Source organism: Neorhizobium fuzhouense, from assembly GCF_042611105.1.
Classification (GTDB): Bacteria; Pseudomonadota; Alphaproteobacteria; order Rhizobiales; family Rhizobiaceae; genus Neorhizobium; species Neorhizobium galegae_A.
Window position 1 is genome coordinate 69,909 of sequence record NZ_JBHFFP010000013.1, and the last position, 26,848, is coordinate 96,756.

Below are 26,848 nucleotides of genomic sequence, written 5' to 3' on the forward strand. Positions count from 1 at the left end.
GAAGTCGCAGATTGGTTGTCATGCGGAACCGGCGCCGCGGCGCGCAGTAACCTCGATCTCGATCTTCATCTCCGGGCTGACCAGACCGCAGACCACCATTGTGGCGGCCGGGCGAATGGCGCCAAAGACGTCTCCGAGGACGGGAACCACCGCATTGTAATGGACCACGTCACTCAGGTAGTAGCGCACGCGCAGCACATCCTTGAGGGAACTGCCGGCCTCTTCGAGCGCCTTGGTAATGGTCTGCAGCGCGTTTCGGGCCTGTTCGCCGACATCGCCGGGCATCACCATGCGGCTGTAATCATAGCCGGTGGTGCCGGAGACGTAGATCATGTCGCCATCCACGACGGCGCGCGAATAGCCGATCGTCGCTTCAAAGGGAGAGCCCGACGAGATGTACGTCAACATCGGAAACTCCTTCTTCGGCTTTAAAGCCAGGGGCGCTCGGACTTCAGCTTCGTCTCGAACGAGGCAATGGCGCCGTCGCTCTTCATCGTCGTTGCAATGTCGTCGAGGCCTTCCAGCATGATGTGCTTGCGGGCCGGATCGATGTCGAAGGTGATCGTGCCGCCATCGGGACCGGAAATCTGCTGCGCTTCCAGATCCACCGTCAGCACGGCATTGGAGCCACGCGAAGCATCGTCCATCAGCTTGTCGAGGTCGTCCTTGGAGACGACGATCGGCAGGATGCCGTTCTTAAAACAGTTGTTGTAGAAAATGTCGGCGAAGGACGTGGAGATGACGCAGCGGATGCCGAAATCGAGGAGCGCCCAGGGCGCATGTTCGCGCGAGGAACCACAGCCGAAATTGTCGCCGGCCACCAGGATCTTGGCATTCTGGTAGGCGGGCTTGTTGAGGACGAATTCGGTATTGAGCGAGCCGTCTTCCAGATAACGGGCTTCGGCAAACAGGCCGGCACCGAGGCCGGTGCGCTTGATCGTCTTCAGGTAATCCTTCGGAATGATCATGTCCGTGTCGATGTTCACGACAGGAAGCGGCGCAGCAACGCCGGTGAGCTTGGTGAATTTATCCATGATCTGCCTCCGCGAGACTTACTTCTGCGGAAGCTGCCATAGACCAATTTCAAGAGGATTTGAAGGCCGGTTTGCCATCAAACGGTACGCCGCCCTGCCTTGAGCGGGCGGCTGTCATCACAATGTGATACGCGCCCTGTAAAGAGCGCGCAGGCAAGTCACTGGCGGCAGGGCCTAAAGATCGATGGCTTAAAGATCAATGATCGTGCCGCGGCCATCGTTCCAGACGCGCATGTGCTCATCTCTTGCATTTGCCGAACGCCTCGCACGCACAGGGGCGGGCTTGGGACGCGGGGTCAGTGCCTTCACGGCCGTAAACACGGCAAGCATGGCGGCAAAGGCCAGCGTGATGGAGGCCGTCAGCACGACGATTGCGGTTATAGCGGCAATGCCTGCAAGGCCAAGGAAGAGTGCGCGGATATTCTGCATGGTTTTAAACCTTTCTTCTTGTGGAAATGTGGGCTTTTCTCTCGACACATGCAAGGGCTTTTGCCCTACTGCGCTCTTGCGCCTCATCACAAAGCTTGTCACAACATTGCGATGTCCCATTCGCTTGCTCCGGCTCTTCGCCCGCACCGCTCGTTTTTGAGCGTGCCTGCCATCAACCAGCGCGCGCTGAGCAAGATTTCCTCGCTTGCCTGTGATGGCGTGATCCTCGATCTCGAGGATTCCGTTTCTTTCGAGAAGAAGCACGAGGCACGCGCCAATCTTTCGGGCCATTTCGCAGAGCCGCCGGCCGGGGATCGCCTCTCGATCATCCGCATCAACCCGCTCCTCTCTAAATTCGGCGCCGACGATCTGGCGCTCGTCGTCTCTATCCGCCCCGATGCGATCCTCCTGCCGAAGGTGGAAAGCGCCGAGGATCTGCAAACCGTGGAACGCGTCCTTGATGAGGCCGGCGTTCCCGACACCACCAAGATCTGGGCGATGATCGAGACGGCCAAGGGCGTGCTCAATGTGGGCACGATTGCCGGTTCCCGTGAAACATTAGTGCCCCGCCTGCAGGGGTTCGTCGTCGGCCTCAACGATCTTCGCAAGGAAACACGCATCCCGGCGCGGAAAGGCCGCAGCTTTCTTATTCCCTTCCTGATGCAGGTGGTGCTGGCGGCGCGCGCCCATGGGCTTTGCGTGATTGACAGCGTATTTAACGATTTTCGCGACGCCGAAGGTTTTGAGGACGAGTGCATCCAGGGCCGCGACATGGGCTTTGATGGCAAGATGCTGATCCACCCGGCACAGATCGACCCGGCCAACCATCACTTCGGCCCGGATCCGGAGGCTGTCGCGGAGGCCGAGGCGATCATCGCCGCCTTTTCCACACAGGAAGCGCAGACCCTCAACGTGATCAACCTCAACGGCCGCATGATCGAGCGGTTGCATCTTGTCGAGGCCGAACGGCTCGTGCAACTGGCCCGGCTGATCGGACAAAGCAGCCGCATCGACCAAAGCCCCTTTGACCAAGGAAAGACCGAAACATGAAAGTTTACCGCTTCCTCACCGGACCCGACGATTCCTCCTTCTGCCATCGGGTGACGGATGCCCTCAACAAGGGATGGGAACTGTACGGCTCCCCCAGCCACACCTTCAACGTGGCGGAAAACAAGCTCTATTGCGGGCAGGCGGTGGTGAAAACCGTCGAAGGCAAGGACTATCATCCCGACATGAAGCTCGGCGAGCAATAAGCCTCAACAGGCTTGCCGGACACCATTCCACGCATGGGCAGGGCTGCGCCTTGAACGATGACGATGCCTTACAACCGCCGGGAAATCCGTGTGGTTGGGGCATTGCTTCGCACCCCAAACAAGACGGATGAGACCATGGCAGAACCGAGAGCGGCTGAACGGGTAGAATATATTGTCGAGGGCGGACATCGCCTGTCCGGCACCATCGAGCCCTCGGGCAACAAGAATGCAGCCCTGCCGATCATTGCGGCCGCCTTGCTGACCGACGAACCCGTCACTCTCTCCAACGTTCCGCGCATTCGCGATGTCGAGGCGCTGGTGCAGCTGCTGTCCTCGCTCGGCGCCGAAACCGCATGGACGGATCACAATACCTTGCGGATCCATGCGCGCGAGGTTCGCCCGGCAACGCTGGATCCGGATCTGTGTTCGCGCATTCGCGCCTCGATTCTGCTGGCCGGGCCGGTTCTTGCCCGCTGCGGGGAAATTACCTTGCCGCCGCCCGGAGGCGACGTGATTGGCCGGCGCCGGCTCGACAGCCACTTTCTGGCCCTGCGCCAGCTCGGGGCGGATATTGCCCTCGACGGAGATTATGTCTTTCACGCCAAAAAGCTTGTCGGGGCGGATGTGTTTCTCGACGAACCCTCGGTCACGGCAACGGAAAATGCGCTCTGCGCCGCCGTTGCCGCCTCCGGCACGACGATCCTGCGCAATTGCGCCTCCGAACCGCATGTGCAGGATCTCGCCCATTTCCTCGTTGCGATGGGCGCCCGCATCGAGGGTATCGGCACCAATTGCATGACGATCCATGGCGGGGCAGCCCTTTCGGGGGCAAGCCACCGGATCGGGCCGGACCATATCGAGGTGGGCTCCCTGATCGGGCTTGCGGCGGTGACCAATTCCGATCTTCGCATCACCAATGCCGGCGTCCAGCATCTGCGCTCGACCCTCATGGGCTTTGAACGGCTGGGCATCCATTGCCGGATCGAGGGCGACGACCTGATCGTGCCATCCGGCCAGTCCAAACGGATCGAACCGGATTTCGGCGGCCATGTGCCCAAGATCGAGGATCAGCCCTGGCCCGCCTTCCCGGCCGATACGATGTCGATTGCCATCGTCACCGCAACCCAATGCGAGGGCATGGTGCTGATGTTTGAAAAGATGTTCGAATCCCGGATGTTCTTCGTCGACAAGCTGATCTCGATGGGCGCGCGCATCGTGCTGTGCGATCCGCACCGGGCCGTCGTCTCCGGGCCAAGCCCGCTGAAAGCCGCACGGCTGGAAAGCCCCGACATTCGCGCCGGCATGGCCATGCTGATTGCCGCCATGGGCGCCGAGGGCACCTCGATCATCAACAATGCCCAGCAGATCGAGCGCGGCTATGAACGCATCGAGGAGCGGCTGAATGCGCTGGGCGCCCGCATCCGGCGCATTCCGGCCCGCGCCTGATGAACGCGGCTTAGCCGGTGCGATCTGCCGCTTCGTCGACGCTTGCCTCGATGCGCTCCATGTCATCGTCGCTCAAGCCGAAATGGTGGCCGATCTCGTGGATCAGCACATGGGTGATGATATCACCCAGTGTTTCCTCGTTTTCCGCCCAGTAATCGATGATCGGCCGGCGATAGAGCCGAATGCGGTTGGGCAATTCGCCGGTTTCCATGGTGAACCGCTCGGAAATGCCGCGCCCTTCGAAAAGCCCCAGAAGATCAAAGGGCGTCTCAAGCGCCATGTCCTCGAAAATCTCGTCGTCGGGAAAGTCCTCGATCTCGATGGTGAGGTTTCCGGTCAGCGCGCGGAACTCTTCCGGCAGGTTGCCATAGGCCTCGATTGCCAGCGATTCGAACGTGCTGATGGTCGGGGCGTGGCGATCACGCCAATCATCGGTCTGGTCGACACGGGCCATAACTGCTCCTTTTTCAACGAGCATATAAGGTTTCTGGAAAAATATTTCGAGTGCGGATTCAAGCAAGAGGTGGGGAGGGTGAACGAATCTCATGGGACGCGCTGTTGACTCTTCGGGGCAGCTCTGGAATCCATAAGAACATAACATGAACAATTGAGGCGAAGAGGATCCTGGAGATCCTGGTCTCGACAAGAAGTGGAGCTGACGTCATGGCGCGATCCGCCCTGGCGCAGGAGACTGTTTTTGCCCTGCGCGAAACCATAGCCCGGCTGGAGGGAAAGCCTATTCCGGCACTGGCCGCTGCACAGGCGCAAGCCACGGCAGACGGGCAGGAAAGGGAACGGTCAGGCCGGGAAGACCGGCCGGCCCGGCTGGCGACCGGTGTTGCAGTGCTGGACGAGGCCCTCGAGGGCGGGGTGCCGCTCGATGCCATCACCGAAATCCGCAGCCGCGCTTTTCTCGATGCGGGTGTCGCAAGCGGCTTTGCATTTGCCCTTTCGGCGCGCCTGCAGGCAGGCGCGCAGGGCGGTGTGGGCACGCTGCCGGTGCTGTGGATTGCCGAGCGGATGGCAAGCCAGGAAGTTGGAGCGCCTTACCCCTTGGGGATAAGGGGGGTCGGCTTGTCCACGACACAGTTCTTTCACGCCTTCCCGAACCGTATCGATGAGGCGCTGTGGCTTGCGGAAGCAGCCCTTGGCAGCGGCGCCTTTGGCATGACCATTCTGGAGGTGCGCGGCAATCCGAAAGCCTTCGGGCTGACCGAAAGCCGGCGCTTGGCGTTGAGGGCAAAAGCGGCGGGGCGGCCGCTTTTCGTTCTGCGCCATGCCGCGCAGGAGGAGGCCTCGAGTACCACCTTCCGGTTTCTGGCCGAACCGGCGCTTGCCGGCGAACGGCGCCTTCCCGACGGATCGATGCTGGGCGGCAGCATCGGCCATCCCGTCTTTCGTCTCACCTTGGAGAAGAGCCGAAACCCGGCTCCGCTCTCCCTCTTTCTTGCCTGGAACGCCCATGACCGTCAATTCACCTGCGTCGACGACCCGATCCGACATGCTGTGCCTGAGGGGAGGGCCGCAGCGCATTCTCGCGCTTCACTTCCCGCAGCTTTCAACCGACAGGATCCTGCGCCGGCACTGGGGTCTCTCCTGGCGTTTGACCGGCAAGCGAGCGGGCGCGCCGGGCCTTTCGAACGGGCATCCTGAGGATGCGCCTCTCGTCTGCGCCGGCCGGCGTGACAATGCCATGCGGCTCACCGCACTCGATGAGAATGCGCAGGCTGCCGGGCTGAAGCGGGGGCAGGGGCTTGCCGAGGCGCGTGCCATCTGTCCGGGCCTTGTCGCCATCGACGAGGATAGCGCCGCCGACCGGCGCTTTCTCGACGCGCTCGCCGACTGGTGCGACCGTTATACGCCGCTGGTGGCGCTGGAGGGCCAGGACGGCCTGTTTCTCGACATTACAGGCTCCGCCCATCTTTTCGGCGGCGAGGCGGCTCTTCTTTCTGATGTTCTCCACCGCATGACCGGCCTTGGCCTTGCCGTGCGCGGAGCCGTCTCGTCGACACCCGGCCTTTCTTCCGCCGTCGCCCGCTTCGGCGAAAGCCGGGTGATCGCCGACAGCGAGATCGAGGCCGTTCTTGCCCCGCTTCCGATCGCGGCCCTGCGTGTTGGCGCCGACGTGGTTCAGGCGCTGGCAAAGGTGGGACTGAAACAGGTGGGCGACCTTCTGGAAGCGCCGCGCGCGCCGCTTGCCCGACGCTTCGGCCCCCATCTCCTGCTGCGGCTCGATCAGGCAGCCGGCATGGACGAGGAGGCGATTTCGCCGCGCCTGCCGGTGGCAAGCCTGTCGGCCGAACGACGGCTGGCCGAACCGATCCAGTCCGAGGAGGATATCCTGAGCCTTGCGGGTCAGGTGGCGGAAGCCCTGAAGCCGAGCCTAGAAGCCCGCGCGGCAGGGGGCCGGATGTTCGAACTGGTGCTGTTTCGCGTCGATGGCAAGGTGTTTCGCTTGACCGCCGGCGCCTCGCGCCCCTTGCGCGACGGTCCCCGCATTGCCCGCCTGTTTGCCGAACGGCTGACGGGCGTGCATGACGACCTCGATGTCGGCTTCGGCTTTGAGATCCTCAGGCTCAATGTCCTCAGCCACGACGCTTTTGACCACGCCCAGGGCGATTTCGATGGCGATGGCTCCAGGCAGCAGTCCCTGGCCGATTTCATCGACCAGGTGTCGGCACGGCTTGGGCCGGAATGTCTCAAGACCTACCAGCTGCGCGAAAGCCATATTCCCGAGCGGGCGATGGTCGCCGTCGATGCCATCCACCACGCCCTGGGCAAACCGCAGCGCCTGCCGGAGGCGGCACCGCTCGACCATGGACACCTCTTGCAAAAGGAGCGGCCGCTGCGGCTGTTTGCCCATCCCGAGCCGCTTGAAGCTTTTGCCGTGGAAGTGCCGGACGGGCCGCCGATCCGCTTTCGCTGGCGCCGCCTCACCCATCAGGTGCGCCGGGCGGAAGGGCCGGAACGGCTGGCGGCGGAATGGTGGCTGGACGGTGAAGACGCCCCGACGCGCGATTATTTCCGGCTTGAATCCGACAATGGCCAGCGTTTCTGGGTCTACCGGCAGGGGCTTTACGATCAGGTGGCTAATCCGCGCTGGTTCATGCACGGCATTTTCGCATGAAAGACGCTCCTGCCTTTTGCGAACTGGGAGCACGCACCAATTTCTCCTTCCTGGAGGGCGCCTCGCATCCGGAGGAAATGGTGCAGCAGGCCGTTTTCCTGAAGCGGCAGGGGCTGCTGTCGGGTCTTGGCATTGCCGACCGAAACACGGTGGCGGGCGTGGTGAAAGCGCATTCGCAACTGCGGGTGCTGAAGAACGAGACGGATCTGGAGGTCAAGCCCGGCGCGCGGCTGGTGTTTTGCGATGAGACGCCGGACCTGCTGGCCTATCCCCGCAACCGAAAGGGCTGGGGCCATCTCTGCCGGCTGCTGAGTGCCGGCAATCTGCGCGCCGAAAAAGGCGAGTGCCGGCTTTTCCTCGACGACCTCCTCACCTGGGGCGACGAGATGATGATGGCCGTCCTGCCCGGCCGTCCGTTGCTTTTCGATCAGCATGCCGGCGACAATTTTCTCTCCCTGCTGGAACGCCTACGGGAGCGGTTCGGCACGGCGTTCCATGTGGCGCTTTCAGCCCATTATGACGGGCAGGATGTTTTTGCCTTTGCCGCCTTTGCCGGTTGGGCGCGAAAGGCACGCGTTGCCCTGATTGCCACCAACGAGCCGCTTTACCACGCCTCCGATCGCCGGCCTCTGGCCGACGTCGTCACCGCCATTCGCGAGCATGTGACGGTGACGGAGGCCGGCTTCCGTTTTGCCGCCAATGCCGAACGCTACCTGAAGACCGCACCACAGATGGCTTCCCTCTTTCGCCGTTACCCGCAGGCGCTCGACAACAGCCTTGCCTTTTTCGACCGGCTGGATTTCTCGCTCGATGAATTGCAGCACAATTATCCGGAAGAGCGAGTGGAGGGCGAAACGCCATCGCAAACGCTGGAACGGCTGGCCCATGAAGGGGCCCACCGGCGATATGGCGGTGACGTTCCGGAAAAGGTCAGCGCGCAGATCCGCGCCGAACTCGATCTGATTTCAGAGAAAAAATACGCGCCGTATTTCCTGACCGTGCGCAACATCATGGAATTTGCCCGCGGTGAGAACATTCTCTGCCAGGGGCGCGGATCGGCGGCCAATTCCACCCTCTGTTACTGCCTCGGCATCACCGATGTCGATCCGATGACATCCTCGCTGCTGTTTGCAAGGTTCCTCTCCACCGAGCGCGACGAGCCACCCGATATCGACGTGGACTTCGAGCATGAGCGGCGCGAGGAGGTGATCCAGCACATCTATCGCACCTATGGACGCGAGCATGCCGGCCTCACCGCCGCCGTCACCAGCTATCGCACCCGCTCCTCCGGCCGCGAGGTGGCCAAGGCTTTCGGATTGTCGCAGGACGTTCAATCGGCGCTGTCGAGCACGATCTGGGGCTGGTCGACAGAGGGTCTGACGGAGCGCGAGGCGAAGAATGCCGGGCTCGACACGGAGGATGCGACGACGCAGCGCGTGCTGACCTATGCCCGCCAGCTGATGAATTTCCCCCGCCACCTCACCCAGCATGTCGGCGGTTTCGTCATCACCCGCGACCGGCTGGACGAGGTGGTGCCGATCATGCCGACCGCCATGCCCGGCCGCTACATGATCGAGTGGAACAAGGACGATCTCGACACACTCGGCATCCTGAAGGTGGATGTGCTGGCGCTTGGCATGCTGACTTGCCTCGCCAAGGCTTTTCGCCTGCTGGAGAACCATTATGGGCAGCGGAAAACCCTGGCCGGCATCCTGAAAGACGAGAAGCCGCAGGTTTACGACATGATCTGCCGGGCCGACACGGTGGGTGTCTTCCAGATCGAAAGCCGGGCCCAGATGAGCATGCTGCCGCGCCTGCGGCCGCGGAAATTCTACGATCTGGTGATCGAGGTGGCCATCGTGCGCCCGGGCCCGATCCAGGGCGACATGGTTCACCCCTATCTGAAGCGCCGCGAGGACGAGCGGGCAGGGCGGAAGATCGCGTATCCGAGCGACGAACTGCGCCAGGTGCTGGAGCGCACGTTGGGTGTGCCGCTCTTCCAGGAACAGGCCATGCAGATTGCCATTACGGCGGCGGAATTTTCCCCAAGCGAGGCCGACAGACTGCGCCGGGCCATGGCCACCTTCAAGCGCACCGGCACCATTCACAGCTTTCGCGACAAGATGGTCGGCAACATGGTGCGCCGCGGTTATGACAAGGATTTCGCCGATCGCTGCTTCAGCCAGATCGAAGGGTTTGGCGAATACGGCTTTCCCGAAAGCCATGCCGCCTCTTTCGCGCTGCTGGTCTATGTCTCCTGCTGGTTCAAGGCGCTCTATCCCGATGTGTTTCTCGCCGCGATCCTCAATGCGCAGCCGATGGGTTTTTATGCCCCCGCGCAACTGGTGCGCGACGCGCGCGATCACGGGATCGAGGTGCTGCCGGTCGATGTGAACTTTTCTGACTGGGACGCCATGCTGGAAGAAGGCAAGGGTTTCGACGCCCGCCGCATGGCGCCGCAGCACCGGGACATGGGCACTGTCATTCAGGCGCGAAAATCCGTGCGGCTGGGCTTCCGACTCATCAAAGGTCTGTCGGAGGCAGAAATCCGGGGAAAGCTGGTGGCGGCGCGCGGCGAAGGCTATCGCTCGATCCGCGAACTGTGGCTGCGCTCCGGCCTCAACCGCGCCACCATCGAAAAGCTGGCGGAGGCGGATGCCTTCCGCTCGATGGGGCTCGACCGGCGCCAGGCGCTCTGGGCGGTGCGGGCGCTCGATACCGCAAGCGCCCGCGACAGCCTGCCGCTGTTTGAACGGGCAGGCCACGAGGATCTGCAGCACGAGCCGGCGATGGACCTGCCGGAGATGCCGCCCGGCGAAGAGGTGATCGAGGACTACCGCAGCCTCACTCTGTCGCTGAAGGCGCATCCCGTCTCCTTCCTGCGCGGCGAGCTTGCGGGGCGGGCGATGGTGACCACGGCCACGCTCAGAACCGCCGAGAAGAACCGTCGGGTGGAGGTGGCGGGGCTGGTGTTGATCCGCCAGCGGCCCGGCACGGCCAAGGTGATCTTCATCACGCTGGAGGACGAGACGGGCACCGCCAACATCATCGTGCGGCCAAAGATCTTTGCCGCCTACCGGGCCGTGGTCATGGCCGCAAGGCTGGTGCGCATCCGTGGCCTGCTGCAGCGGGAAAGCGACGTGATCCACGTGATCGCCGACCATATCGAGGACCTGACCCCGATGCTCGGCCTGCTGCAGGCCGAAACCCGCCGTTTTGGTGCCTGCGAACGGTCCGATGAGGTCTTGCGGGCGACCCGCGATCCACGGGAAGCGCGGGGGAGGCCGTTTCCGCCTTCAACTCCAGGCGCCCCGCCGGCAGGTGCTTTGGACGAAAATGCCCGCGTGCTGCCGCGCGGTCGCAATTTCCACTGAGACTGCACCTCCATGGCTCAGGCAGCAAGCGACACGAAGATGTGACAAGGCCAAGGGCCGCCAGATCAGCGAAAAGGCCCGTCACCAACCTTTTGCCGGCGATTCTTTCTTGACATCCATCATCCGCTTTATCAATAAAGAGGATATCGTGTGTCATGTTTGATGGCTAATGAGCATGCTGGTCTGTAGTTGCAATTACATCACCGATCATGAAATCAGGGACGTGATCAACGGGCTCCTCGATGAGGACTGTTGGCAGCTGATCGTGCCGTCCAAGGTGTATCATGCGATGAGCAAGCGCGGCCGTTGCTGTGGATGCTTCCCGAATGTCGTCGACCTGATTATCCGGACCACGGAAGAATATCATGCCTGCCGCCACTCGACGGAGGCAGAGGTTGTCGACTATATGTCACGCTTGAAAAAGTTCCATGAGGACAACAGGAGAGCGGACATTGAAAGGCGACACAAGAGTCATCGAGCGGCTTAACGAAGCCCTTTTTCTCGAACTCGGCGCAGTCAACCAGTATTGGCTTCACTATCGGCTTCTGGAAGACTGGGGCTATACGAAGCTTGCCAAGAAGGAACGGGCCGAATCGATCGAGGAAATGCAGCATGCTGACAAGCTTGTCGCGCGCATCATCTTCCTGGAAGGCCATCCCAACCTGCAGACCCTTGCTCCGCTGCGGATCGGCCAGACCGTTCGCGAAGTGCTGGAAGCGGATCTCGCCGGCGAATATGATGCCCGCACCGCCTACAAGGCATCCCGCGACGTCTGTCATGAAGCCGGCGACTACGTCACGATGAAGCTGTTCGAAGAACTGCTGATCGACGAAGAAGGCCATATCGACTTCCTCGAGACCCAGCTCGAACTGCTCGGCAAGCTGGGCGAAGAGCGCTACGGCCTGCTGAACGCCGAGTCGGCTGACAGCGCCGAATAAGCCATTTCAAATCATCAAAAAAGCCGGCTCGCGCTTATCCGCAAGCCGGCTTTTTTTGTGGGCTGCTGAAACGCAGCGGATCAGCCTTTCGTGCCGGACAAATGCGAGAAGGCGGCAACCACCTGCTCATAGGCGGGCCGCTTGAACGAGACGATGAGGTCCGGCAGTTCCGCCATCGGCTTCCAGTCCCAGGCATCGAATTCCTGATGCTGACCGCTGGGCGGGTTCTCGATGTTGATCTCGCTCTCATCGCCCTCGAAGCGGAAGGCAAACCAGCGTTGGCGCTGGCCACGATACTTGCCCTTGAGGCCGATGCCGATCAGGTGGGCAGGAAGATCGTAATGAATCCAGTCCGGCGCTTCTGCCAGAAGCGAGACGGTCTTGATGCCGGTTTCCTCAAACAGTTCGCGATAGGCCGCATCCCGCGGATCTTCGCCCTTGTCGATACCGCCCTGCGGCATCTGCCAGAGCTGCGGCGATCCGTCCGATTCGCTGTTGTTTTGCGACAGGCGCCGGCCAACCCAGACCAGCCCCTCGCGGTTCAGCACCATGACGCCGACGCAGGGGCGATACGGCAGCTCACCTGCGGGTTTTGTGTTCTTGCTCATGCTCACCTCACTGATGTTCGGGTACGGCCAGAAGGGCCGACACGCCTACAATTTCCACGCCACGACCTTGTGCCTGCTTCAACCACTCAGCCACGGCATCCACCGTTTCGTCAAAGGCCGAGCCAATGCCGATTGCCGATCCCTGCCGCTGCGCAATCCGCTCGAGATCATCCAGCTTTTTCAGGATGGCCTGACGCGAGAGGCTTGTATCCAGTGTCAGGTCGGCAAAGCCATGCGGCAAGGACAGTGTGCGGGCCAGATCGCCACTCTTCGATTGCGCCGATGACCCATCATCGAGAAACAGCAGTCCACGGCGCGCCAGATCCGCCAGAACGGGCTGAAGCGCCTGCGGATCGGCGAGATAGCGGCCGCCGAGAAAGTTCACGACACCGGTATAATTGGTGATGCGGCCCATGGCCTCGTGCAGGCGGCTCAGATTTTGCGCGGACGAAGACCCGCTAACCAAGGTCAGGGGACCTGGATCGTTTGCCGGGTAATCAAACGGTTCCATCGGTATCTGCAGGAGGATTTCGTGATCCGAACGGCGCGCCTCCTGCATCCAGCGCTGCAGGCTGTTGCCACTGGCGGCAAGGGCAAAGGTCACGGAGCCGGGCAGGACGCGGATTGCTTTCTGCGTTCCGGTCTGACTGAGACCGAGCCCTCCGATGACGATCGCAATGCGAGGGCCACGCGCACCGGACCAGGGCCTGGCATAATGATCCATCGGCCGAAGCCCATCCGGACCCTTGACTGGCAGGCGCCCGAAACGCGTCTCTTCCAGAAGATCGTCATTGGGCAGGGCGGCCAGGCGCGGATCCTGCCCGATCCGAGCCCCCTCGACGAGAAGCGGTCCGGAACCGTCCCGCGGACGCGGTGAAAAGGTGGTGACGACCGTCCCGTCCTCAAGCTGCGCAGGCTTGGCATTGACGCCGGCCGTCCTACCGGAGCGCAGCAGCGACGATAGCGGCGGCTCGTCCGGCAACGCCGACTGGGATGGCTCCGGCAAGGACTTTGCCAGGCCATCGACGGAAGACGTGAGGGGGACTGTTACTGCAACGCGGGCCTTATCGGGAACGCCCGAAGCCCGCATGAGATAGAAGGACACGCCGAGAAGGGCAGCAGCCGCCAGGCCGAGAAGGCACCCACCCACAGAAAGGCCCCGCCTCGGCCGGGCCTTTTTGGGTCTGCCGGGTCCAAGCGGAGCGCGAAGATCTGTCCCCAATGCGTCCGTCCGCTGTGCTGGAGGTCGGGCAAGAAAAACCCGCTCTGCGCCGGGCGCAAAGCGGGCTTAACGCGTGGATCAGGGCTTGACGACGGCGGCAGCCGCCTTATCCGGCTGCGGCGGGAAGGACGGATCCGTCTTCACACCACGCAGCAGGTCGAGCGCATAATTGAGCTGGACGTCGTCCTTTGCTTCCGGCGGCACATAGGCCGTGGAGCCGGAGCCTTCTTCGGTCTCGCTCTGGCCCTGGATATGCCCCTTGAGGCTTGATTCGCCTTCAGCGCGCACCTTGCCCTGCAATTCCGGCGGCAGCGGCTGCTCGACCTTGATATCCGGCTGGATGCCGGTGCCCTGGATCGATTTGCCGGACGGCGTGTAATAAAGCGCGGTCGTCAGACGCAGCGCACCGGCTTCGCCGAGCGGGATGATCGTCTGGACAGACCCCTTGCCGAAGGAGCGGGTGCCAACCACGGTCGCGCGCTTCAGATCCTGCAGCGCACCGGCAACGATTTCCGAAGCCGAGGCCGAACCGCCGTTCACGAGCACGATCACCGGCTTGCCGTCGGTCAGATCGCCCGGGCCGGCGTTGAAGCGGCGGGTTTCCTCCGGATTGCGACCGCGGGTGGACACCACCTCGCCGCGCTCCAGGAAGGCATCCGACACATTGATCGCCTGATCCAGCAGGCCGCCCGGATTGAGGCGCAGGTCCAGCACATAGCCCTTCAGCTTGTCGGCCGGTACGTCCGCCTTGATCTTCTTGATCGCCTTTTCGAGGTCGTCATAGGTCTTTTCAGTGAACGAAATCACGCGCAGGTAGCCGACATCGCCTTCAACGCGCGACTTGACGGCGCGCACGGCAATGATGTCGCGCATCACGGTGATTTCGAGGGGCTTGTCAGCACCTTTGCGCAGAATGGTCAGCTTGATCGGCGTCTTCACCGCGCCGCGCATCTTCTCGACCGCATCTTCCAGCTTCAGGCCGCGCACCGGCGTTCCGTCGATTTCGGAGATGAAGTCCCCGGCGAGAACGCCCGCGCGGGCTGCCGGCGTATCATCGATCGGCGTGATGACCTTGACCAGCTCGTCTTCCATGGTCACTTCGATGCCGAGACCGCCGAACTCACCCTTGGTCTGGGTGCGCATGTCGGCCGCATCCTTGGCGTTCATGTAGCTGGAATGCGGGTCTAGCGAGGAGAGCATGCCGTTGATGGCATTTTCCACGAGCTTTTCATCGTCGGGCGGCGTCACGTACTGCGCGCGCACGCGCTCGAACACGTCACCGAAGATGGACAGCTCACGATAGGTCGATGAACCGGCCGCCTGGGCAGGCACGCCGGCGGAATAGACGACACTCATGGCCGTCGCGCCGAGCAGCGCTCCAACGATGACAAGAGAAGCCCTACGAATCATTGCGTGCCCTTCCAGTTTCCTTTGCGGACCACCACGGCTTCGAATCGACCGGAGTGCCGTCCTTTCGAAATTCAATGTAAAGCGTCGGACGGTCTGTTTCCAGCGCCAACGCGGTTGCGCTCGCCACTCTTTTCTCGCCCATGGCGGCGAGCGGCTCGCCGGCAAAGACGAATTTTCCCTGCCGCACATTCACCCGGTCCATCCCCGTCAGGACGAGGTGGTAGCCATCGCCCACATTGAGGATGATCATCTGCCCGTAGCTTCGAAACGCACCGGCAAAGACGACCAGCCCATCTGCCGGAGCCGTGACAACCGCACCGGCGCTTGCGGCCAGGGTGATGCCCTTGGCCGGGTGACCTGTACCGTCCGGATCGCCGTAACTGCGCAGAAGGTCTCCCTCCACAGGCAGTGTCAGTTTTTGCTTGAGGCTTGAAAATGCATATGCGGGTGCAATACGGTTTTTGTCAGGCACGCCGCTTTCAGCCAGTTCCTGGGCCTTCCGGCGCTCGGCATCCGTCAGCTGGTTGCGCCGCTCCTCCTCCTCGCGGGCCCGCTGCATGGCCTCGCGCACGGAGGAAATTTCGCCTTCCAGCGAACCGATCAGCCCTTCGAGACTGCTGGCGCGGCTGGCCAGTTCCTGCGACCGCCGACGCTCTGCCTCCAGCTCGGCGGAACTTTGCCGGCTCTGCTTGTCGTTTTCCGCCAGAAGCAGTTCCATGCGGCGATCTTCCTCAAGGCTTGCCGTCATCGCCTGCGAGGCCTTTGTCCGTTCGGCCAGCACCTCAGCCTGAAGATCAGACAGTGCCTTCAGATCCGCCATCAGGCGATCAGCCTCGGCGCGCATGCCGGGAACGACTGCCCCCAGCAGAATGGCACTGCGCACCGAACCCAGCGCATCTTCCGGGGTCACCAGAAGCGCCGGCGGCGGATTGCGCCCCATGCGCTGAAGGGCGGCCAGAACTTCGGCCAGGACGCCACGCCGCTCATGCAGGGATTTCCGAATGCCGTCTTCCTTCACCTTCAGCTCGGCAAGCTTGTTTTCGCCAGCTTTCAGATCGGCCTCGAAGCCTTTGCGCCTTGTGGCCGAATCGATCAGCGCCTGGCGGATATTGGCGCTGCTCTTGTCGAGCGCGGCAATGGCTGCGGTAATTTCCTTAGTCTTGTCCGTGGAGAGAGAAAGCGTCTTCGACAACGTCTCGAATTCGCGGCGCGTTTCATCGCGCTTCGTTTCCAGGAGATCGACGGCGTTGCCGGTCCCACCCGGGGATGCGGCATCGTTGCGCGGCACCGTCGCATCCGTCTGCGGCAACGCCTGACCCTGCGCCGCCATGGACACGGAAACGCAGGCCAGCAGCAGGATTGCCGCCAGAGACCTTGCAGGCTGCATGCTCTCGTCGCGCTTTCGCATTCTCACCCGTCACACCAGCCTTTGGACCTTGGCCAACCCATGGCCGGATACCCGCAAACGACCGGAACACGCCACCTCAATCCGTCAAGATTAAGCTGATTTGCCGGCAAGCACCAGAAACAACATCGTGTATCGGTGAGGCCATCAGACCCGGTGATAGGGATGGCCGGACAGGATGGTGACGGCGCGGTAGAGCTGTTCGGCAATCAGGATGCGCACCAGTTGATGCGGCCATGTCATGGAACCCAGGTTGACGATCGCATCGGCGCGCTCGTAAAGCGCAGGATCGAGGCCATCGGCGCCGCCGATCGCCAGCAGCAACTCGCGCTTGCCCTGGTCCCGGTAGCGCCCCAGGAGGTTTGCAAAGGCCGGACTGTCCAGCGCCTTGCCGCGTTCATCGAGCAGGATCAGGATGGCGCCGTCGCCCAGGCTTTTTTCGAGAAGCTGCGCCTCTTCGCGCTTGCGCGTCTCGGCAGAGGACGCCCGGCTTTCATTGACCTCGACCACCCGGGAGAGCTCCAGGCTGACCGCCGGCCCCGCCTTGGCGAAGCGATCGAGATAGCGCGAGGCCAATTCCTTCTCTGGGCCGGTCTTGAGCCGCCCCACCGCAAAAAGACCTATGCGCATTGCATCACCGCCTGAATTCCAAACACCGCATCGGTAGACATCGGGCTCAAAAGAGCCCGGCCACCTCGGCAAGCTATCCTGCGACGGCCCGGCAAGGGCATTGGCAAGTCACATGCCGTCCCGCATCCGGAAGCCGAAGCCGACCCGATGGCGCCTGATGCCTTTATCCGATCGAGGAGCACCTTGCACGCGCAAAGGGCGTGCCGGCACCCTCAATGGAGCGTTTCGTCCTCGTCGGGCGCGGCCCACATCCGTTCCAGGTTGTAGAATTCCCGGATTTCCGGACGGAACACGTGGATGATGATGTCACCGGTATCGATCAGCACCCAGTCTCCCGTCTCCAGTCCCTCGATGCGAGCGCCGCCAAAGCCCTCGTCCTTCAGGTCGGAGAGAAGATGCTCGGAAATGGCCGAGACATGCCGGCTCGATCGCCCGGAGACCACAACCATGTAGTCGCCCAGCGCGGACTTTCCGGCAATGTTGATGGTGACAATGTCTTCCGCTTTGGAGTCCTCAAGGCTTGCGAGGACCAGTTCAAGAGCACGGGAAGCGGCATCGACGCCACGTTCCGCTCTCTTCGGGAGGACGCTGTGCGCCTTCCCCTTGGCGTGTACTGTTGTCAGGGTTGTTCCTTTCTTCCAAGAACAGAACAGGCACTTGCCCCGAATCCCTTGCTTCGGAACCCGGTCAAGTGAAGGTGGCATCGAATGATCAATCTTTCAAGGGATGGGGTTCTAGAACACCGGGCGAAGCGGCAGTCCCCTGCGCCGCCTTTTGCCCGTGGCGCAGCGCCGTCGAACTGAGGGAGGAGCGCGGTCCGTGGATGAAGGTCCAGGCGGGCGGTGTCCGGTAGGGCAGGGAGCGTGCTGCCTCCTCATCGATGCGCGCAAAAGACAAAGCACGCGCCGCCGGCGATGACAGGAAGGAGAGCGTGGCACCCGGCCGGTCCACCACGGCGATCGGAACGGTTGCGGCAATCTCGCGCCATTTCTGCCAGCGGTGAAAGGTCTTCAGGCTGTCGGCGCCCATGATCCAGACAAACCGCACCTTGCTGTTCCTTGCCGCGACATGGGCAAGTGTGCGGGCAGTATAGCTGGTGTTCAGCCGTTCCTCGAAGGCGGTCACCTTGATGCGCGGATCGCGCGCCAGGTCCTCGCTGAGCGCAATGCGCTCGGCAAGCGGCAGCAGTTCCGCACGGCTTTTCAGCGGATTGCCGGGCGTCACCATCCACCAGAGCTGATCGAGCCAAAGCCGTTTCAGCGCGATTTCCGCCACCAGAAGATGGCCCGGATGCGGCGGGTTGAACGAGCCACCGAACAGGCCAACCGTCATGCCGGCTTCGGCACGCGGCATGACGAGATAGCGATCGTGTGCCCGCCTGGCCGTCACGCCGTCAGGGCCGCGTCTGGCCGGTGCCGTGCACGCGGTATTTGAACGAGGTCAGCTGCTCGACGCCGACAGGGCCGCGTGCATGCATCTTGCCGGTCGAAATCCCGATCTCGCCGCCCATGCCGAACTCGCCGCCATCGGCAAACTGCGTTGAGGCATTGTGCAAAAGGATGGCCGAATCGATCTCGTTGAAAAAACGCGAGACGACCGACGGATCCTCGGCAATCACCGCTTCCGTGTGATTGGAAGAATAGGTGGCGATATGAGCGATCGCCCCATCGATGCCATCGACCAGCGCAACCGAAATGATCGCTTCCAGGTATTCCGTCCGCCAGTCCTCTTCCGTTGCGGCGACAAGGTCGGGCTCCAGCGCCAGAACATCCTCCGAAGCACGGATCTCGCATCCGGCAGCCGACAGCGCAGCAAGGATGGGCTTCAGATGCGTATCCGCCGCTGCTCGGTCCACCAGGAGCGTTTCGGCCGCACCGCAAATGCCGGTCCGGCGCATTTTCGCGTTGACGACGATGCTGACCGCCATGTCGAGATCGGCAGAGGCATCCACGTAGATATGGCAAAGCCCTTCCAGATGGGCAAAGACCGGCACGCGCGCTTCCGCCTGCACCCGCGCCACAAGGCTTTTGCCCCCACGCGGCACGATGACGTCGATGGCGCCATGAAGACCGGACAGCATGGCACCGACGGCCGCGCGATCCGCCACCGGCACGATCTGGATTGCGTCTTCCGGCAGGCCGGCTTCGGTGAGCCCCTGGACCAGGCAGCGATGGATCGCCTGCGATGAATGATGCGAGTCCGAACCGCCGCGCAGGATCACGGCATTGCCGGCCTTCAGGCAGAGGGCACCGGCATCCGCCGTCACATTCGGGCGGCTTTCGTAGATCACGCCGATGACCCCGAGCGGCGTGCGCACGCGCTCGATCTTCAGCCCGTTCGGACGCTCCCAGGCGGCAATGACGTCGCCGACCGGATCGGCAAGGGCGGCGATGGCGCGCAGTCCCTCGGCCATCTCCACCACCCGCTTGTCGTTCAGTGTCAGGCGATCGATAAAGGACGGCTGCAGGCCCTTGTCGGCAACCGCTGCCAGATCTTTGGCATTGGCGGCGAGGATTTCCTCGCGTGCGGACAGAATGGCATCGGCCGCCAGTGTCAGCGCCCGGTTCTTGGCTTCGCTCGAGGCATTGGCAAGCCGGCGGGCGGCAGCCTTCGCCTTGTCACCCATGTCCTGCATCAGCTGGCCGATATCGTTTGTGGTCACCTTGTCAAGCATGGGCGGCCTCCTGTGAGATTGCATCCGTCGTCACCTTGGCCGACACCGGGCCGGTCATTACCAGATCATCGCGATGAACCATGGCGGCGCGGCCGGCATAGCCGAGGATCGCTTCGATCTCGCCAGACTTGCGTCCGGTGATCTGGCGCGCCTCGTCGGCATCATAGCCAGCAAGGCCACGGGCAATCTCGCGCCCTTCCGTGCCGATGATGGCGACCGTATCGCCCCGGCTGAACTGGCCAGACACGGCACGAACACCCGCCGGCAGCAGGCTCTTGCCGCTTGAAAGCGCTCGTTCAGCACCGGCATCCACCACAAGCTCTCCGGCCGGCTGCAATTGCCCGGCAATCCAGGTCTTGCGGGCCGTCACCGGCGTGCCAGACGGGGCAAACCACGAGGAGCGAGCGCCGCCATCGATCACCTTCAGCGGATGGTCGGGTTTGCCCGACGCGATGATCATGCCGCAGCCGGCACCGGTTGCAATCTTGCCCGCATCGATCTTGGTGCGCATGCCGCCGCGCGACAGTTCCGAAGCCGCGCCACCGGCCATGGCTTCGATCTCCTGGGTGATGGCGGGGATCGTTTCCAGAAACCGCGCATCCGGATCCAGATGCGGCGGGGCGGTGTAAAGCCCGTCGATATCCGACAGCAGCACCAGAAGATCCGCGCCCGTCATGGTCGCCACGCGAGCTGCCAGCCGGTCGTTGTCGCCATAGCGGATTTCTGAGGTGGCCACCGTATCGTTCTCGTTGATGATCGGCACGGCGCCAAGCTTCAGCAACTGGTTGATCGTGGCACGGGCGTTAAGATAGCGGCGCCGCTCTTCCGTATCGCCAAGTGTCAGCAGGATCTGGCCGGCGACGATCTCGTCGCGCGACAGGCTTTGCGACCAGGCACGCGCGAGCGCGATCTGGCCAACGGCTGCCGCCGCCTGGCTTTCCTCAAGCTTCAAGGCACCGGACGGCAGGCCGAGCACCGTGCGGCCAAGCGCAATGGCACCGGACGAGACGACGAGAACGTCGATGTTCTGCGCGCGCAGCGCCGCGATATCGGCGCAGACGGAATTCAGCCAGGCGCTTTTCAAACCCGTCTTGCGATCGACAAGCAGGGCGGAGCCGATCTTGATGACGATCCGACGATGACCGGACAGGGGCTTGCGCGACAGGCTCATCTCAATCCTCGTTTTCTGCATCTTCGCCAAGGCTGCGGTCGGGAAGCGCCGTCTCGCCATGGGAGGACACGATGACATCGCGCAGCGCCCGCTGCACCTCCAGCATGCCCTTGTTGATGGCAGCCGAAATCAACATCGGCGGACGCCCACAGGCCTTTTCCAGCTCCTTGGCCTTCTTCTTCAGTTCCTTCTCGTCCAGAACGTCGATCTGCGACAGGGCGACGATCTCCGGCTTGTCTTCAAGCCCGCCGCCATAGGCTTCCAGCTCGTACTTCACGGTCTTGTAGGCCTTGCCGACATTCTCTTCCTGGGCAGACACCAGATGCAGCAGCACGCGGGTGCGCTCGACATGGCCGAGGAAGCGGTCACCAATGCCGACGCCCTCGTGGGCGCCCTCGATCAGGCCCGGAATATCGGCGAGCACGAACTCGCGTCCATCAATCGTTGCGACACCGAGATTCGGATGCAGCGTGGTGAAGGGATAATTGGCGATTTTCGGCCGTGCGCGCGTGACGGTGGCCAGAAAGGTGGATTTTCCCGCATTCGGCAAGCCAACCAGACCCGCATCGGCAATCAGCTTCAGCCGCAGCCAGATGTTCTTCTCTTCGCCCTCGAGGCCGGGATTTGCCCAATCCGGCGCCTGGTTGGTGGAGGACTTGAAATGCGCATTGCCAAAGCCGCCATTGCCGCCGGCGGCTAGGCGAAAGCGCTGGCCTTCCTTCGTCAGGTCGCAGATCAGCGTCTCGTTGTCTTCCTCAAAGATCTGGGTACCGACCGGCACTTTCAAGGTGACGCTTGCGCCATTGGCGCCGGTGCGGTTGCGGCCCATGCCGTGCACGCCGGTCGCGCCCTTGAAATGCTGCTGGAAGCGGAAATCGATGAGGGTGTTGAGGCCGTTGACCGCCTCCACCCAGACGTCGCCGCCGCGTCCGCCATCTCCGCCATCCGGGCCGCCGAACTCGATGAATTTTTCGCGGCGAAACGACACCGCGCCCGCGCCACCGTCGCCGGATCGGATGTAGACTTTTGCCTCGTCGAGAAATTTCATGGGTTCTGCCATCAGTTCTGGGGTTGATCGGGGCGAGCCCGCACCGTTTTCCGGGCTTTTCGTTATCGCCGCTTGTCGTGAAGGTCAAAGATTATCGACATTTTCGTGCCTCGCACGCCGCAAGAGATCAGTAGATCTGCCGTTTGGCGGGAGAGACGAGCAGGCCGAACGCAATCGGCCTGCTCCAGACGGGTGTTGATCAAGCCCGCGGGCTCTTCAAGGCGCCGGGCAGAAGCCGGGTCGCGATATGCGAGGCCATGCGGTTGCGCGCCAGCGAAAAGACCTCATCGGTGCCGACCACTTCGAACCCCAATTTTTGCTGGATCCGCAGCGAGGCTGCGTTATCGGCAAAGGCACCGGAATAGATCGTCACATCCGGCATGCGGCGCGTGAAACGTTCGAGCGCGGCAAAGACCGCCTCGCTCATGACGCCCTGGCCCCAGTAGAACCGGTTCAGCCAGTAGCCGAGGTGCCACAGCCCGTGGCGCAGCTCGATGCCGACGCAGCCGATATGCACGCCATCGCCTTCGGTAATGGCCAGTTGCCAATCCGGAAGCGCGCCGGACCGTTGCCGGTTCAACCAGTCGCGCGCGTCATCGCGGCTGTAGGGCAGGGCGACGCGCGACAGCATGCGCGTCACCTGCCAGTCGTTCAGCGACTGGGCGATTGAATCGGCGTCATCCATGCGGTGGGGCCGCAGCACGAGATGCTCCGTCTCGATGATCGGGCAGGGGCCGGGCCTTGCCAGGACCGGCCGGGAGAGAACGGCAGCGCTCATCGCATTTCCCCCCAGCTCTTCAACGACATCCAGGTCTTGCGATCCAGCCGGAACCACTCGACCGGCACCATGCCGCCGAGCGCCAGCGAACCGACCATGCCGGAGCCCTGGAACTGGAAGCCGCACTTCTGGATGACCCGCCGCGAGGCGATGTTGGTCACCCGGCAGCGGGCATCGATCTGGTCGATGTCACGGGTGCGGAACGCCATGTCGATCAGCGCATGGGCGGCTTCCGTCGCAAAGCCCTGGTTCCAGAAGGGTTCGCCCAGCCAGTAGCCGATTTCGAGCGTCAGCGGATCATCCAGATGTGGCTCCAGCGCGCAGCAACCGAGAAAGGCGCCGTTGTCTCCTCGCGTAATGGCATAAACGCACTTGCCAATCTCGCCCGCTTTCGTGCGTCGCACGAAATCGGCTGCGTCCGTTGCCGTGTAAGGATGCGGCATACGCGACACCATGGAGGCGATGTTCACATTGTTGGCGAGATGGGTAAGGGCGTTGATGTCTTCTTCGTGCGGGGCGCGCAGAACAAGTCTCTGCGACAACAAGACAGGGCAATCGCTCCGTAACCGCTGCGGCCTCAGCCGCTCTTGCGGCAGCCGCTGCCGGCTGCTCCTTAATAATTCGTCCTGCATGGTTTCAGTCCTCCTGACGGGGGTTAAGAAAAAAGGGGAGGTGGGTGGCGCCCCATCTCCCCTTTTTTCAGACTGAACCTTTTGCGGGCATCAGCCGGGTCGATGTGACGCCGGCTGTTTTAACGCGCTCCGGCTTGTTATTCCGCGGCTTCCGCTTTCGGCATAACGGACACGTATACGCGGCCGTTAGCCTTCGTACGGTAGTTCACATTGCCGGCGGTGAGTGCAAAAATGGTGTGGTCCTTGCCGAGGCCGACATTGGCGCCCGGATGCCACTGCGTGCCACGCTGGCGCAGGATGATGTTGCCGGCAATGACGGTTTCGCCACCGAACTTCTTCACGCCGAGGCGCTTGGATTGGGAATCGCGACCGTTGCGCGAGGAACCGCCAGCTTTTTTATGTGCCATGGGAGTTCTCCTTTAAACCTTCGAAAACCTAGTGAAACCGATCAGGCGACGATGTCGGTGATGCGGACGACCGTGTGGTGCTGGCGATGGCCGCGAATCCGCTTGGAATTCTGACGACGACGCTTCTTGAAGGAGAGAACCTTCTTGCCACGGTTATGTTCGACCACTTCCGCCTTGACGGTGGCGCCAGCCACGAAGGGCGCGCCAAACTTGGCATCGGCGCCAACGCCAACGACCAGAATTTCATTGAACTCGATCACGTCGCCGGCTGCCACGTCGAGCTTCTCGATGGTGAGAACGTCGTTGGCCGCTACGCGGTACTGCTTACCGCCGGTCTTGATGACTGCGAACATTTTTTATCCTTTCATGTTCGATCCGGCTCTTCCTGCCTTCAAAGGCAAGCGGCCGTCTTTTTATCAGTCCACATTTGAGCAGGATTACAAAAGATCAACTCTTTCGAACCGGTCTGCCGGTGAAACAGGTTTCATTCGAAACCCGCCTTTTCATCCCGCGGGCACCGCGTTGAACGCAATACCCCACTTCGGAACGCGTGGGGGATACGTGAGGGCCTTGAAGCTGTCAAGGAGAAAGACGTGACAAGACGCGATTTCGCCCTTGCCAGCCCTTCCTTTCATCGCTATGAGACAGCCCGCGCTACAAAGCGCCGACCAGCAAAGCGGAGAGGTGGCTGAGTGGTCGAAAGCACCGCACTCGAAATGCGGCATACGGGCAACCGTATCGTGGGTTCGAATCCCACCCTCTCCGCCATTTCTGGGTCACTCTTCCCCAATTAGACGCAAGCCCTTGGGTTTCCTCGCGAATTCCTGACTGATCGCCCCAACCAGAGGCACGCAAGTCATGAATGTATCGCGCATTGTATCGCTCGATGTACAGTCCGATGTATCGCCGGACGCGGAAATCATTTCCGCAAAGAAACGGAATCGCAAGCTTAAAACGAGATCGTCCGGGCTCTATCTGGTGAGGAGCGGCGGGACCTATCTTTTCCAGATCAGACTGCCGAAACGCATCGGTGGCGGTGCAGGCTCCCGGCCCATCCGGGTGAGCCTGGGCGCGCTTCCACACCAACAGGCGAGAGAGCTTGCCAATGCCCTTGGGGCGTTGGCACCGACGCTCTTCAGGGAGATCGAGAAGAGAATGGCAGGCAAACGGGGACCCAATTCGAAAACTGCAAAAGACCTCGGTGACGAGGGGATCGCTGACGAGGACTGGCCTTTCGATTTTGCCAGCGTGTTCCTCAAGGCCGCGCTCTACGACATCGTGCAGCCTCCTCGCGCGCCGACGCCTGCCGAAGCGGAGGGGCATGAGATGATGCGCGGCCTCGTGCGGATTGGACGTGAGGTCTCAGCCAAGCAGGCGGGCCAGCCTCATGACGAGATGATTGCCGACCATGCCGAACTTATTGCCTCCCGACATGTAGCCAAATATCAGGCGGCAGCCTCGCCGGTTTCTATCTCTGAGGAGCTGTACACCTCGGTATCGGCCCCGCTCGCGCCGGTGCCTTATCAACCATCAAGTTCGCCTCTACCAGAACCCACGCCCCTTACTCAGCCTGACACCGAGTCCGGCAGCAAGGACAAGCGCTTGATCAGCGCCGACGTGCCCGCCGCCTTTCAGCTCGATCGGCGTACCGTCGAGCGACCTGCCTCAAGCAAGCCGCTCTTCAGTCACGTTGCGAGCAATTATCTCGCGAAAAGAAAGTCCTCCAAGTCGGAGGAAAACAAAGATATTGCCACTGCCGAGACGCGCCTTAATCTATTCGCCGAGCTGATCGGTGATCACCCGATCGACACCTACACGGCAACCGATCTTCAGGCCTTCATTGATCTCATCAAGTATTGGCCCAGGCTCGCAAAATATCGGCCTGCTCATCTCACCGCACGTGAGATTATCGCGTCGAACCAGGATTACCGGTTCGAGACAATGGCGCGGAAGACGCTCGAGGAGGGCTATGTCGCTGTCGTCAAAGCAGCCCTGAATTCAGGCCAGGTCGACTATGACTACCGCCCGATCGCCAATGCCAAACTCTTCTACCCCGACCTGGCTCGGCCACCGGTTCACACACAGCCGTTGGCGATTGCCAAAATCGAGAAGGTATTTCAAACAGGGGTCGCAAGTGGGATGTTCGACTACGCGTTTCTCCCGCTTATCGGCTTTCTGACCGGGCGACGCTTGGGACTGCTGTTGCACCTCCAAGGCTCGGACTTCAGGGAGAAGTTTGATGGCGTATGGGTTGCCCAGACATCTGGCATCGTCTTGAAGGATGGCAAATGGAAGCGGGTTCCGATCAAGAACACCGCTAGCGCCTCGTTTTTTGTGCTCAATAACTTCCTCGCCAAGATCGGCCTCGTTCAGTGGGCGCAGGAGCGGGGGGACCAGTTTTTGTTCCCCGAGTTGATGAGGCTGATGAGACCCAGCAAAAGCGCATCCAGCTACATGGGACGGTTGTTCGAGAAGGCAGGGATCGAGAAATCTCGCGGTGAGGTGTTTCACTCGTTCAGGAGTGGCTACATTGCCGACGCCGGTGACAACAACATCGAAAGGCGCGACAGGAAGATGCAGGTTGGACACGAGGTCGGTGATGACGAGCACGACAAATACGGATTTCGGACCCTGACTGAGCGGAAAGCTCGCCTACTCGCCAACCTCCCGATCGAGGCCGATGTTTCCATGTTCAGGGGGCTGGATTTCGACGAGTTCGCCAATGCAAAGCGAACGCGGGGACGGAAGCCTCAGAAGGCTTGACCGTCTCCGTCCCAAAAATAGTCAACGATGACCTTCCAATCTTCCTCGCGCCTCTGCAGCTCAGAGTAGGGGCGCGACATCAAAAAGTTGAAGAAATGGATTTACAATCATGAGGATAATGAACGAAATACACTGACTAGAAGTAAGTGGGGGCTTGCCTGCCTCCAGCAGCGCCAGCCGGCTGGGACAGACTATGGACTTGATTAAGAATACTGGTCGCGAGCGTGTCCTCGACAAGCTCGAAGAGTGGCTACAGGCAGGCTCTGCACTCGACATTATGTCTCCCAGCCTCTCGCTGCATGCTTTCGCTGAAATCCGCGAGCTCCTCAAAAAAGCCGACTCAGTCAGGCTATTGCTGGAAGACGGAGCCTCTCTGACGGCGTCCTTGTTCGGGGGGCATTCTGATATCGGGTACCGGAACAAACTTCAGGGCCGATGGCATGCAAGATCGACGCTAGAATGGCTCGGACGGCAAGTTCAGCTCCGGTACGCGGATAGG

The 26,848-nt window shown here is 61.9% G+C and carries 27 protein-coding genes and 1 tRNA gene; 10 read left to right on the forward strand and 18 right to left on the reverse strand.

Going from position 1 to position 26,848, the window contains the following annotated elements; all coding sequences use genetic code 11:
* Positions 1-18: 18 nt before the first annotated feature.
* From ACEXP3_RS20530 to ACEXP3_RS20540, 3 genes are all read right to left on the reverse strand, one after another.
* The gene (locus tag ACEXP3_RS20530; RefSeq protein WP_377298973.1) at positions 19-408 is read right to left on the reverse strand and encodes a RidA family protein; all 390 of its coding nucleotides are present in this window, start codon (positions 406-408) and stop codon (positions 19-21) included.
* Between the two features lie 20 nt (positions 409-428).
* Complete coding sequence (gene leuD, locus ACEXP3_RS20535) at positions 429-1,034, reverse strand: 3-isopropylmalate dehydratase small subunit (RefSeq protein ID WP_210106791.1); 606 nt, start codon at positions 1,032-1,034, stop codon at positions 429-431.
* Between the two features lie 189 nt (positions 1,035-1,223).
* On the reverse strand, positions 1,224-1,463 hold the full coding sequence (locus tag ACEXP3_RS20540; RefSeq protein WP_377299130.1) for a hypothetical protein: 240 nt from the start codon (positions 1,461-1,463) through the stop codon (positions 1,224-1,226).
* Between the two features lie 111 nt (positions 1,464-1,574).
* Here ACEXP3_RS20540 and ACEXP3_RS20545 point away from each other — a divergent pair, with 111 nt between their 5' ends.
* From ACEXP3_RS20545 to murA, 3 genes are all read left to right on the forward strand, one after another.
* Positions 1,575-2,513: an HpcH/HpaI aldolase/citrate lyase family protein gene (locus ACEXP3_RS20545; RefSeq protein ID WP_377298974.1), complete on the forward strand. Its 939-nt coding sequence runs from the start codon at positions 1,575-1,577 to the stop codon at positions 2,511-2,513.
* A complete protein-coding gene (locus tag ACEXP3_RS20550; RefSeq protein WP_210106794.1) occupies positions 2,510-2,716 on the forward strand; it encodes a DUF1737 domain-containing protein in 207 nt (68 codons plus the stop codon). Before ACEXP3_RS20545 ends, ACEXP3_RS20550 begins: the two co-directional genes overlap by 4 nt.
* A 135-nt stretch (positions 2,717-2,851) precedes the next feature.
* Positions 2,852-4,162: a UDP-N-acetylglucosamine 1-carboxyvinyltransferase gene (murA, locus tag ACEXP3_RS20555; RefSeq protein WP_377298977.1), complete on the forward strand. Its 1,311-nt coding sequence runs from the start codon at positions 2,852-2,854 to the stop codon at positions 4,160-4,162.
* A gap of 10 nt (positions 4,163-4,172) precedes the next feature.
* On the opposite strand, the gene ACEXP3_RS20560 is transcribed toward murA, so the two are convergent.
* Positions 4,173-4,616: a metallopeptidase family protein gene (locus ACEXP3_RS20560; RefSeq protein ID WP_210106796.1), complete on the reverse strand. Its 444-nt coding sequence runs from the start codon at positions 4,614-4,616 to the stop codon at positions 4,173-4,175.
* A 209-nt stretch (positions 4,617-4,825) separates the two neighbouring features.
* Between ACEXP3_RS20560 and ACEXP3_RS20565 the strand changes: the two genes are divergently transcribed.
* From ACEXP3_RS20565 to bfr, 5 genes are all read left to right on the forward strand, one after another.
* A complete protein-coding gene (locus tag ACEXP3_RS20565) occupies positions 4,826-5,815 on the forward strand; it encodes an ImuA family protein (protein ID WP_377298979.1) in 990 nt (329 codons plus the stop codon).
* Positions 5,766-7,289, forward strand: coding sequence for a Y-family DNA polymerase (locus tag ACEXP3_RS20570; RefSeq protein ID WP_377298980.1), 1,524 nt, complete (start codon positions 5,766-5,768; stop codon positions 7,287-7,289). The genes ACEXP3_RS20565 and ACEXP3_RS20570 overlap by 50 nt, the downstream gene beginning before the upstream one ends.
* Entirely contained in the window at positions 7,286-10,663 is a 3,378-nt protein-coding gene (locus tag ACEXP3_RS20575) for an error-prone DNA polymerase (RefSeq protein WP_377298982.1), read from the forward strand. Before ACEXP3_RS20570 ends, ACEXP3_RS20575 begins: the two co-directional genes overlap by 4 nt.
* 169 nt (positions 10,664-10,832) lie before the next feature.
* Positions 10,833-11,150: a (2Fe-2S)-binding protein gene (locus ACEXP3_RS20580; RefSeq protein WP_245366906.1), complete on the forward strand. Its 318-nt coding sequence runs from the start codon at positions 10,833-10,835 to the stop codon at positions 11,148-11,150.
* Complete coding sequence (gene bfr / locus ACEXP3_RS20585) at positions 11,116-11,601, forward strand: bacterioferritin (RefSeq protein ID WP_210106799.1); 486 nt, start codon at positions 11,116-11,118, stop codon at positions 11,599-11,601. Before ACEXP3_RS20580 ends, bfr begins: the two co-directional genes overlap by 35 nt.
* Before the next feature lie 80 nt (positions 11,602-11,681).
* Here the strand turns inward: bfr and ACEXP3_RS20590 are convergent, their stop codons facing one another.
* The 14 genes from ACEXP3_RS20590 to rplU all read right to left on the reverse strand — a co-directional run bounded on the left by ACEXP3_RS20590 (position 11,682) and on the right by rplU (position 23,939).
* Positions 11,682-12,209, reverse strand: coding sequence for an RNA pyrophosphohydrolase (locus tag ACEXP3_RS20590; RefSeq protein ID WP_377298984.1), 528 nt, complete (start codon positions 12,207-12,209; stop codon positions 11,682-11,684).
* A 7-nt stretch (positions 12,210-12,216) separates the two neighbouring features.
* On the reverse strand, positions 12,217-13,431 hold the full coding sequence (locus tag ACEXP3_RS20595; protein ID WP_377298986.1) for a divergent polysaccharide deacetylase family protein: 1,215 nt from the start codon (positions 13,429-13,431) through the stop codon (positions 12,217-12,219).
* Between the two features lie 78 nt (positions 13,432-13,509).
* Positions 13,510-14,841: a S41 family peptidase gene (locus tag ACEXP3_RS20600; RefSeq protein ID WP_377298988.1), complete on the reverse strand. Its 1,332-nt coding sequence runs from the start codon at positions 14,839-14,841 to the stop codon at positions 13,510-13,512.
* Positions 14,831-16,228 (reverse strand): murein hydrolase activator EnvC family protein, encoded by a 1,398-nt coding sequence (locus ACEXP3_RS20605; RefSeq protein WP_210106903.1) that lies wholly within the window; start codon positions 16,226-16,228, stop codon positions 14,831-14,833. The genes ACEXP3_RS20600 and ACEXP3_RS20605 overlap by 11 nt, the downstream gene beginning before the upstream one ends.
* Positions 16,229-16,393: 165 nt before the next feature.
* Positions 16,394-16,876 carry a 23S rRNA (pseudouridine(1915)-N(3))-methyltransferase RlmH gene (gene rlmH / locus ACEXP3_RS20610; RefSeq protein ID WP_377298989.1) on the reverse strand — a complete coding sequence of 161 codons (483 nt, stop codon included), beginning with the start codon at positions 16,874-16,876 and terminating at the stop codon, positions 16,394-16,396.
* A 212-nt stretch (positions 16,877-17,088) separates the two neighbouring features.
* Complete coding sequence (gene rsfS, locus ACEXP3_RS20615; protein ID WP_377298991.1) at positions 17,089-17,580, reverse strand: ribosome silencing factor; 492 nt, start codon at positions 17,578-17,580, stop codon at positions 17,089-17,091.
* 7 nt (positions 17,581-17,587) lie between these two features.
* Positions 17,588-18,229 carry a nicotinate-nucleotide adenylyltransferase gene (locus ACEXP3_RS20620; protein WP_377299132.1) on the reverse strand — a complete coding sequence of 214 codons (642 nt, stop codon included), beginning with the start codon at positions 18,227-18,229 and terminating at the stop codon, positions 17,588-17,590.
* A gap of 40 nt (positions 18,230-18,269) precedes the next feature.
* A complete protein-coding gene (locus tag ACEXP3_RS20625) occupies positions 18,270-19,550 on the reverse strand; it encodes a glutamate-5-semialdehyde dehydrogenase (RefSeq protein WP_377298992.1) in 1,281 nt (426 codons plus the stop codon).
* Positions 19,543-20,721, reverse strand: coding sequence for a glutamate 5-kinase (gene proB, locus ACEXP3_RS20630; RefSeq protein ID WP_377298994.1), 1,179 nt, complete (start codon positions 20,719-20,721; stop codon positions 19,543-19,545). The genes ACEXP3_RS20625 and proB overlap by 8 nt, the downstream gene beginning before the upstream one ends.
* Before the next feature lies 1 nt (position 20,722).
* On the reverse strand, positions 20,723-21,769 hold the full coding sequence (gene obgE / locus ACEXP3_RS20635; protein ID WP_210106808.1) for a GTPase ObgE: 1,047 nt from the start codon (positions 21,767-21,769) through the stop codon (positions 20,723-20,725).
* Positions 21,770-21,968: 199 nt separating this feature from the next.
* Positions 21,969-22,547, reverse strand: coding sequence for a GNAT family N-acetyltransferase (locus ACEXP3_RS20640; RefSeq protein ID WP_377298996.1), 579 nt, complete (start codon positions 22,545-22,547; stop codon positions 21,969-21,971).
* Positions 22,544-23,179: a GNAT family N-acetyltransferase gene (locus ACEXP3_RS20645; RefSeq protein WP_210106810.1), complete on the reverse strand. Its 636-nt coding sequence runs from the start codon at positions 23,177-23,179 to the stop codon at positions 22,544-22,546. Before ACEXP3_RS20645 ends, ACEXP3_RS20640 begins: the two co-directional genes overlap by 4 nt.
* Before the next feature lie 137 nt (positions 23,180-23,316).
* Entirely contained in the window at positions 23,317-23,586 is a 270-nt protein-coding gene (gene rpmA / locus ACEXP3_RS20650) for a 50S ribosomal protein L27 (RefSeq protein WP_210106811.1), read from the reverse strand.
* A 41-nt stretch (positions 23,587-23,627) separates the two neighbouring features.
* On the reverse strand, positions 23,628-23,939 hold the full coding sequence (gene rplU / locus ACEXP3_RS20655; protein ID WP_210106812.1) for a 50S ribosomal protein L21: 312 nt from the start codon (positions 23,937-23,939) through the stop codon (positions 23,628-23,630).
* Between the two features lie 325 nt (positions 23,940-24,264).
* On the opposite strand from rplU, the gene ACEXP3_RS20660 reads away from it, so the two are divergent.
* Positions 24,265-24,354, forward strand: a tRNA-Ser gene (locus ACEXP3_RS20660).
* A 90-nt stretch (positions 24,355-24,444) separates the two neighbouring features.
* Positions 24,445-26,349: a site-specific integrase gene (locus ACEXP3_RS20665; RefSeq protein WP_377298998.1), complete on the forward strand. Its 1,905-nt coding sequence runs from the start codon at positions 24,445-24,447 to the stop codon at positions 26,347-26,349.
* Positions 26,350-26,848: the final 499 nt, after the last annotated feature.

What these genes read in the sequence shown, in the direction of transcription:
- ACEXP3_RS20530 (WP_377298973.1), bottom strand. Translation starts at nt 408, where the DNA reads ATGTTGACGTACATCTCGTCGGGCTCTCCCTTTGAAGCGACGATCGGC.
- leuD (WP_210106791.1), bottom strand. Translation starts at nt 1,034, where the DNA reads ATGGATAAATTCACCAAGCTCACCGGCGTTGCTGCGCCGCTTCCTGTC.
- ACEXP3_RS20540 (WP_377299130.1), bottom strand. Translation starts at nt 1,463, where the DNA reads ATGCAGAATATCCGCGCACTCTTCCTTGGCCTTGCAGGCATTGCCGCT.
- ACEXP3_RS20545 (WP_377298974.1), top strand. Translation starts at nt 1,575, where the DNA reads ATGTCCCATTCGCTTGCTCCGGCTCTTCGCCCGCACCGCTCGTTTTTG.
- ACEXP3_RS20550 (WP_210106794.1), top strand. Translation starts at nt 2,510, where the DNA reads ATGAAAGTTTACCGCTTCCTCACCGGACCCGACGATTCCTCCTTCTGC.
- murA (WP_377298977.1), top strand. Translation starts at nt 2,852, where the DNA reads ATGGCAGAACCGAGAGCGGCTGAACGGGTAGAATATATTGTCGAGGGC.
- ACEXP3_RS20560 (WP_210106796.1), bottom strand. Translation starts at nt 4,616, where the DNA reads ATGGCCCGTGTCGACCAGACCGATGATTGGCGTGATCGCCACGCCCCG.
- ACEXP3_RS20565 (WP_377298979.1), top strand. Translation starts at nt 4,826, where the DNA reads ATGGCGCGATCCGCCCTGGCGCAGGAGACTGTTTTTGCCCTGCGCGAA.
- ACEXP3_RS20575 (WP_377298982.1), top strand. Translation starts at nt 7,286, where the DNA reads ATGAAAGACGCTCCTGCCTTTTGCGAACTGGGAGCACGCACCAATTTC.
- ACEXP3_RS20580 (WP_245366906.1), top strand. Translation starts at nt 10,833, where the DNA reads ATGAGCATGCTGGTCTGTAGTTGCAATTACATCACCGATCATGAAATC.
- ACEXP3_RS20590 (WP_377298984.1), bottom strand. Translation starts at nt 12,209, where the DNA reads ATGAGCAAGAACACAAAACCCGCAGGTGAGCTGCCGTATCGCCCCTGC.
- ACEXP3_RS20600 (WP_377298988.1), bottom strand. Translation starts at nt 14,841, where the DNA reads ATGATTCGTAGGGCTTCTCTTGTCATCGTTGGAGCGCTGCTCGGCGCG.
- ACEXP3_RS20605 (WP_210106903.1), bottom strand. Translation starts at nt 16,228, where the DNA reads ATGCAGCCTGCAAGGTCTCTGGCGGCAATCCTGCTGCTGGCCTGCGTT.
- rlmH (WP_377298989.1), bottom strand. Translation starts at nt 16,876, where the DNA reads ATGCGCATAGGTCTTTTTGCGGTGGGGCGGCTCAAGACCGGCCCAGAG.
- rsfS (WP_377298991.1), bottom strand. Translation starts at nt 17,580, where the DNA reads ATGCCACCTTCACTTGACCGGGTTCCGAAGCAAGGGATTCGGGGCAAG.
- ACEXP3_RS20620 (WP_377299132.1), bottom strand. Translation starts at nt 18,229, where the DNA reads ATGCCGCGTGCCGAAGCCGGCATGACGGTTGGCCTGTTCGGTGGCTCG.
- ACEXP3_RS20625 (WP_377298992.1), bottom strand. Translation starts at nt 19,550, where the DNA reads ATGCTTGACAAGGTGACCACAAACGATATCGGCCAGCTGATGCAGGAC.
- proB (WP_377298994.1), bottom strand. Translation starts at nt 20,721, where the DNA reads ATGAGCCTGTCGCGCAAGCCCCTGTCCGGTCATCGTCGGATCGTCATC.
- obgE (WP_210106808.1), bottom strand. Translation starts at nt 21,769, where the DNA reads ATGAAATTTCTCGACGAGGCAAAAGTCTACATCCGATCCGGCGACGGT.
- ACEXP3_RS20640 (WP_377298996.1), bottom strand. Translation starts at nt 22,547, where the DNA reads ATGAGCGCTGCCGTTCTCTCCCGGCCGGTCCTGGCAAGGCCCGGCCCC.
- ACEXP3_RS20645 (WP_210106810.1), bottom strand. Translation starts at nt 23,179, where the DNA reads ATGCAGGACGAATTATTAAGGAGCAGCCGGCAGCGGCTGCCGCAAGAG.
- rpmA (WP_210106811.1), bottom strand. Translation starts at nt 23,586, where the DNA reads ATGGCACATAAAAAAGCTGGCGGTTCCTCGCGCAACGGTCGCGATTCC.
- rplU (WP_210106812.1), bottom strand. Translation starts at nt 23,939, where the DNA reads ATGTTCGCAGTCATCAAGACCGGCGGTAAGCAGTACCGCGTAGCGGCC.
- ACEXP3_RS20665 (WP_377298998.1), top strand. Translation starts at nt 24,445, where the DNA reads ATGAATGTATCGCGCATTGTATCGCTCGATGTACAGTCCGATGTATCG.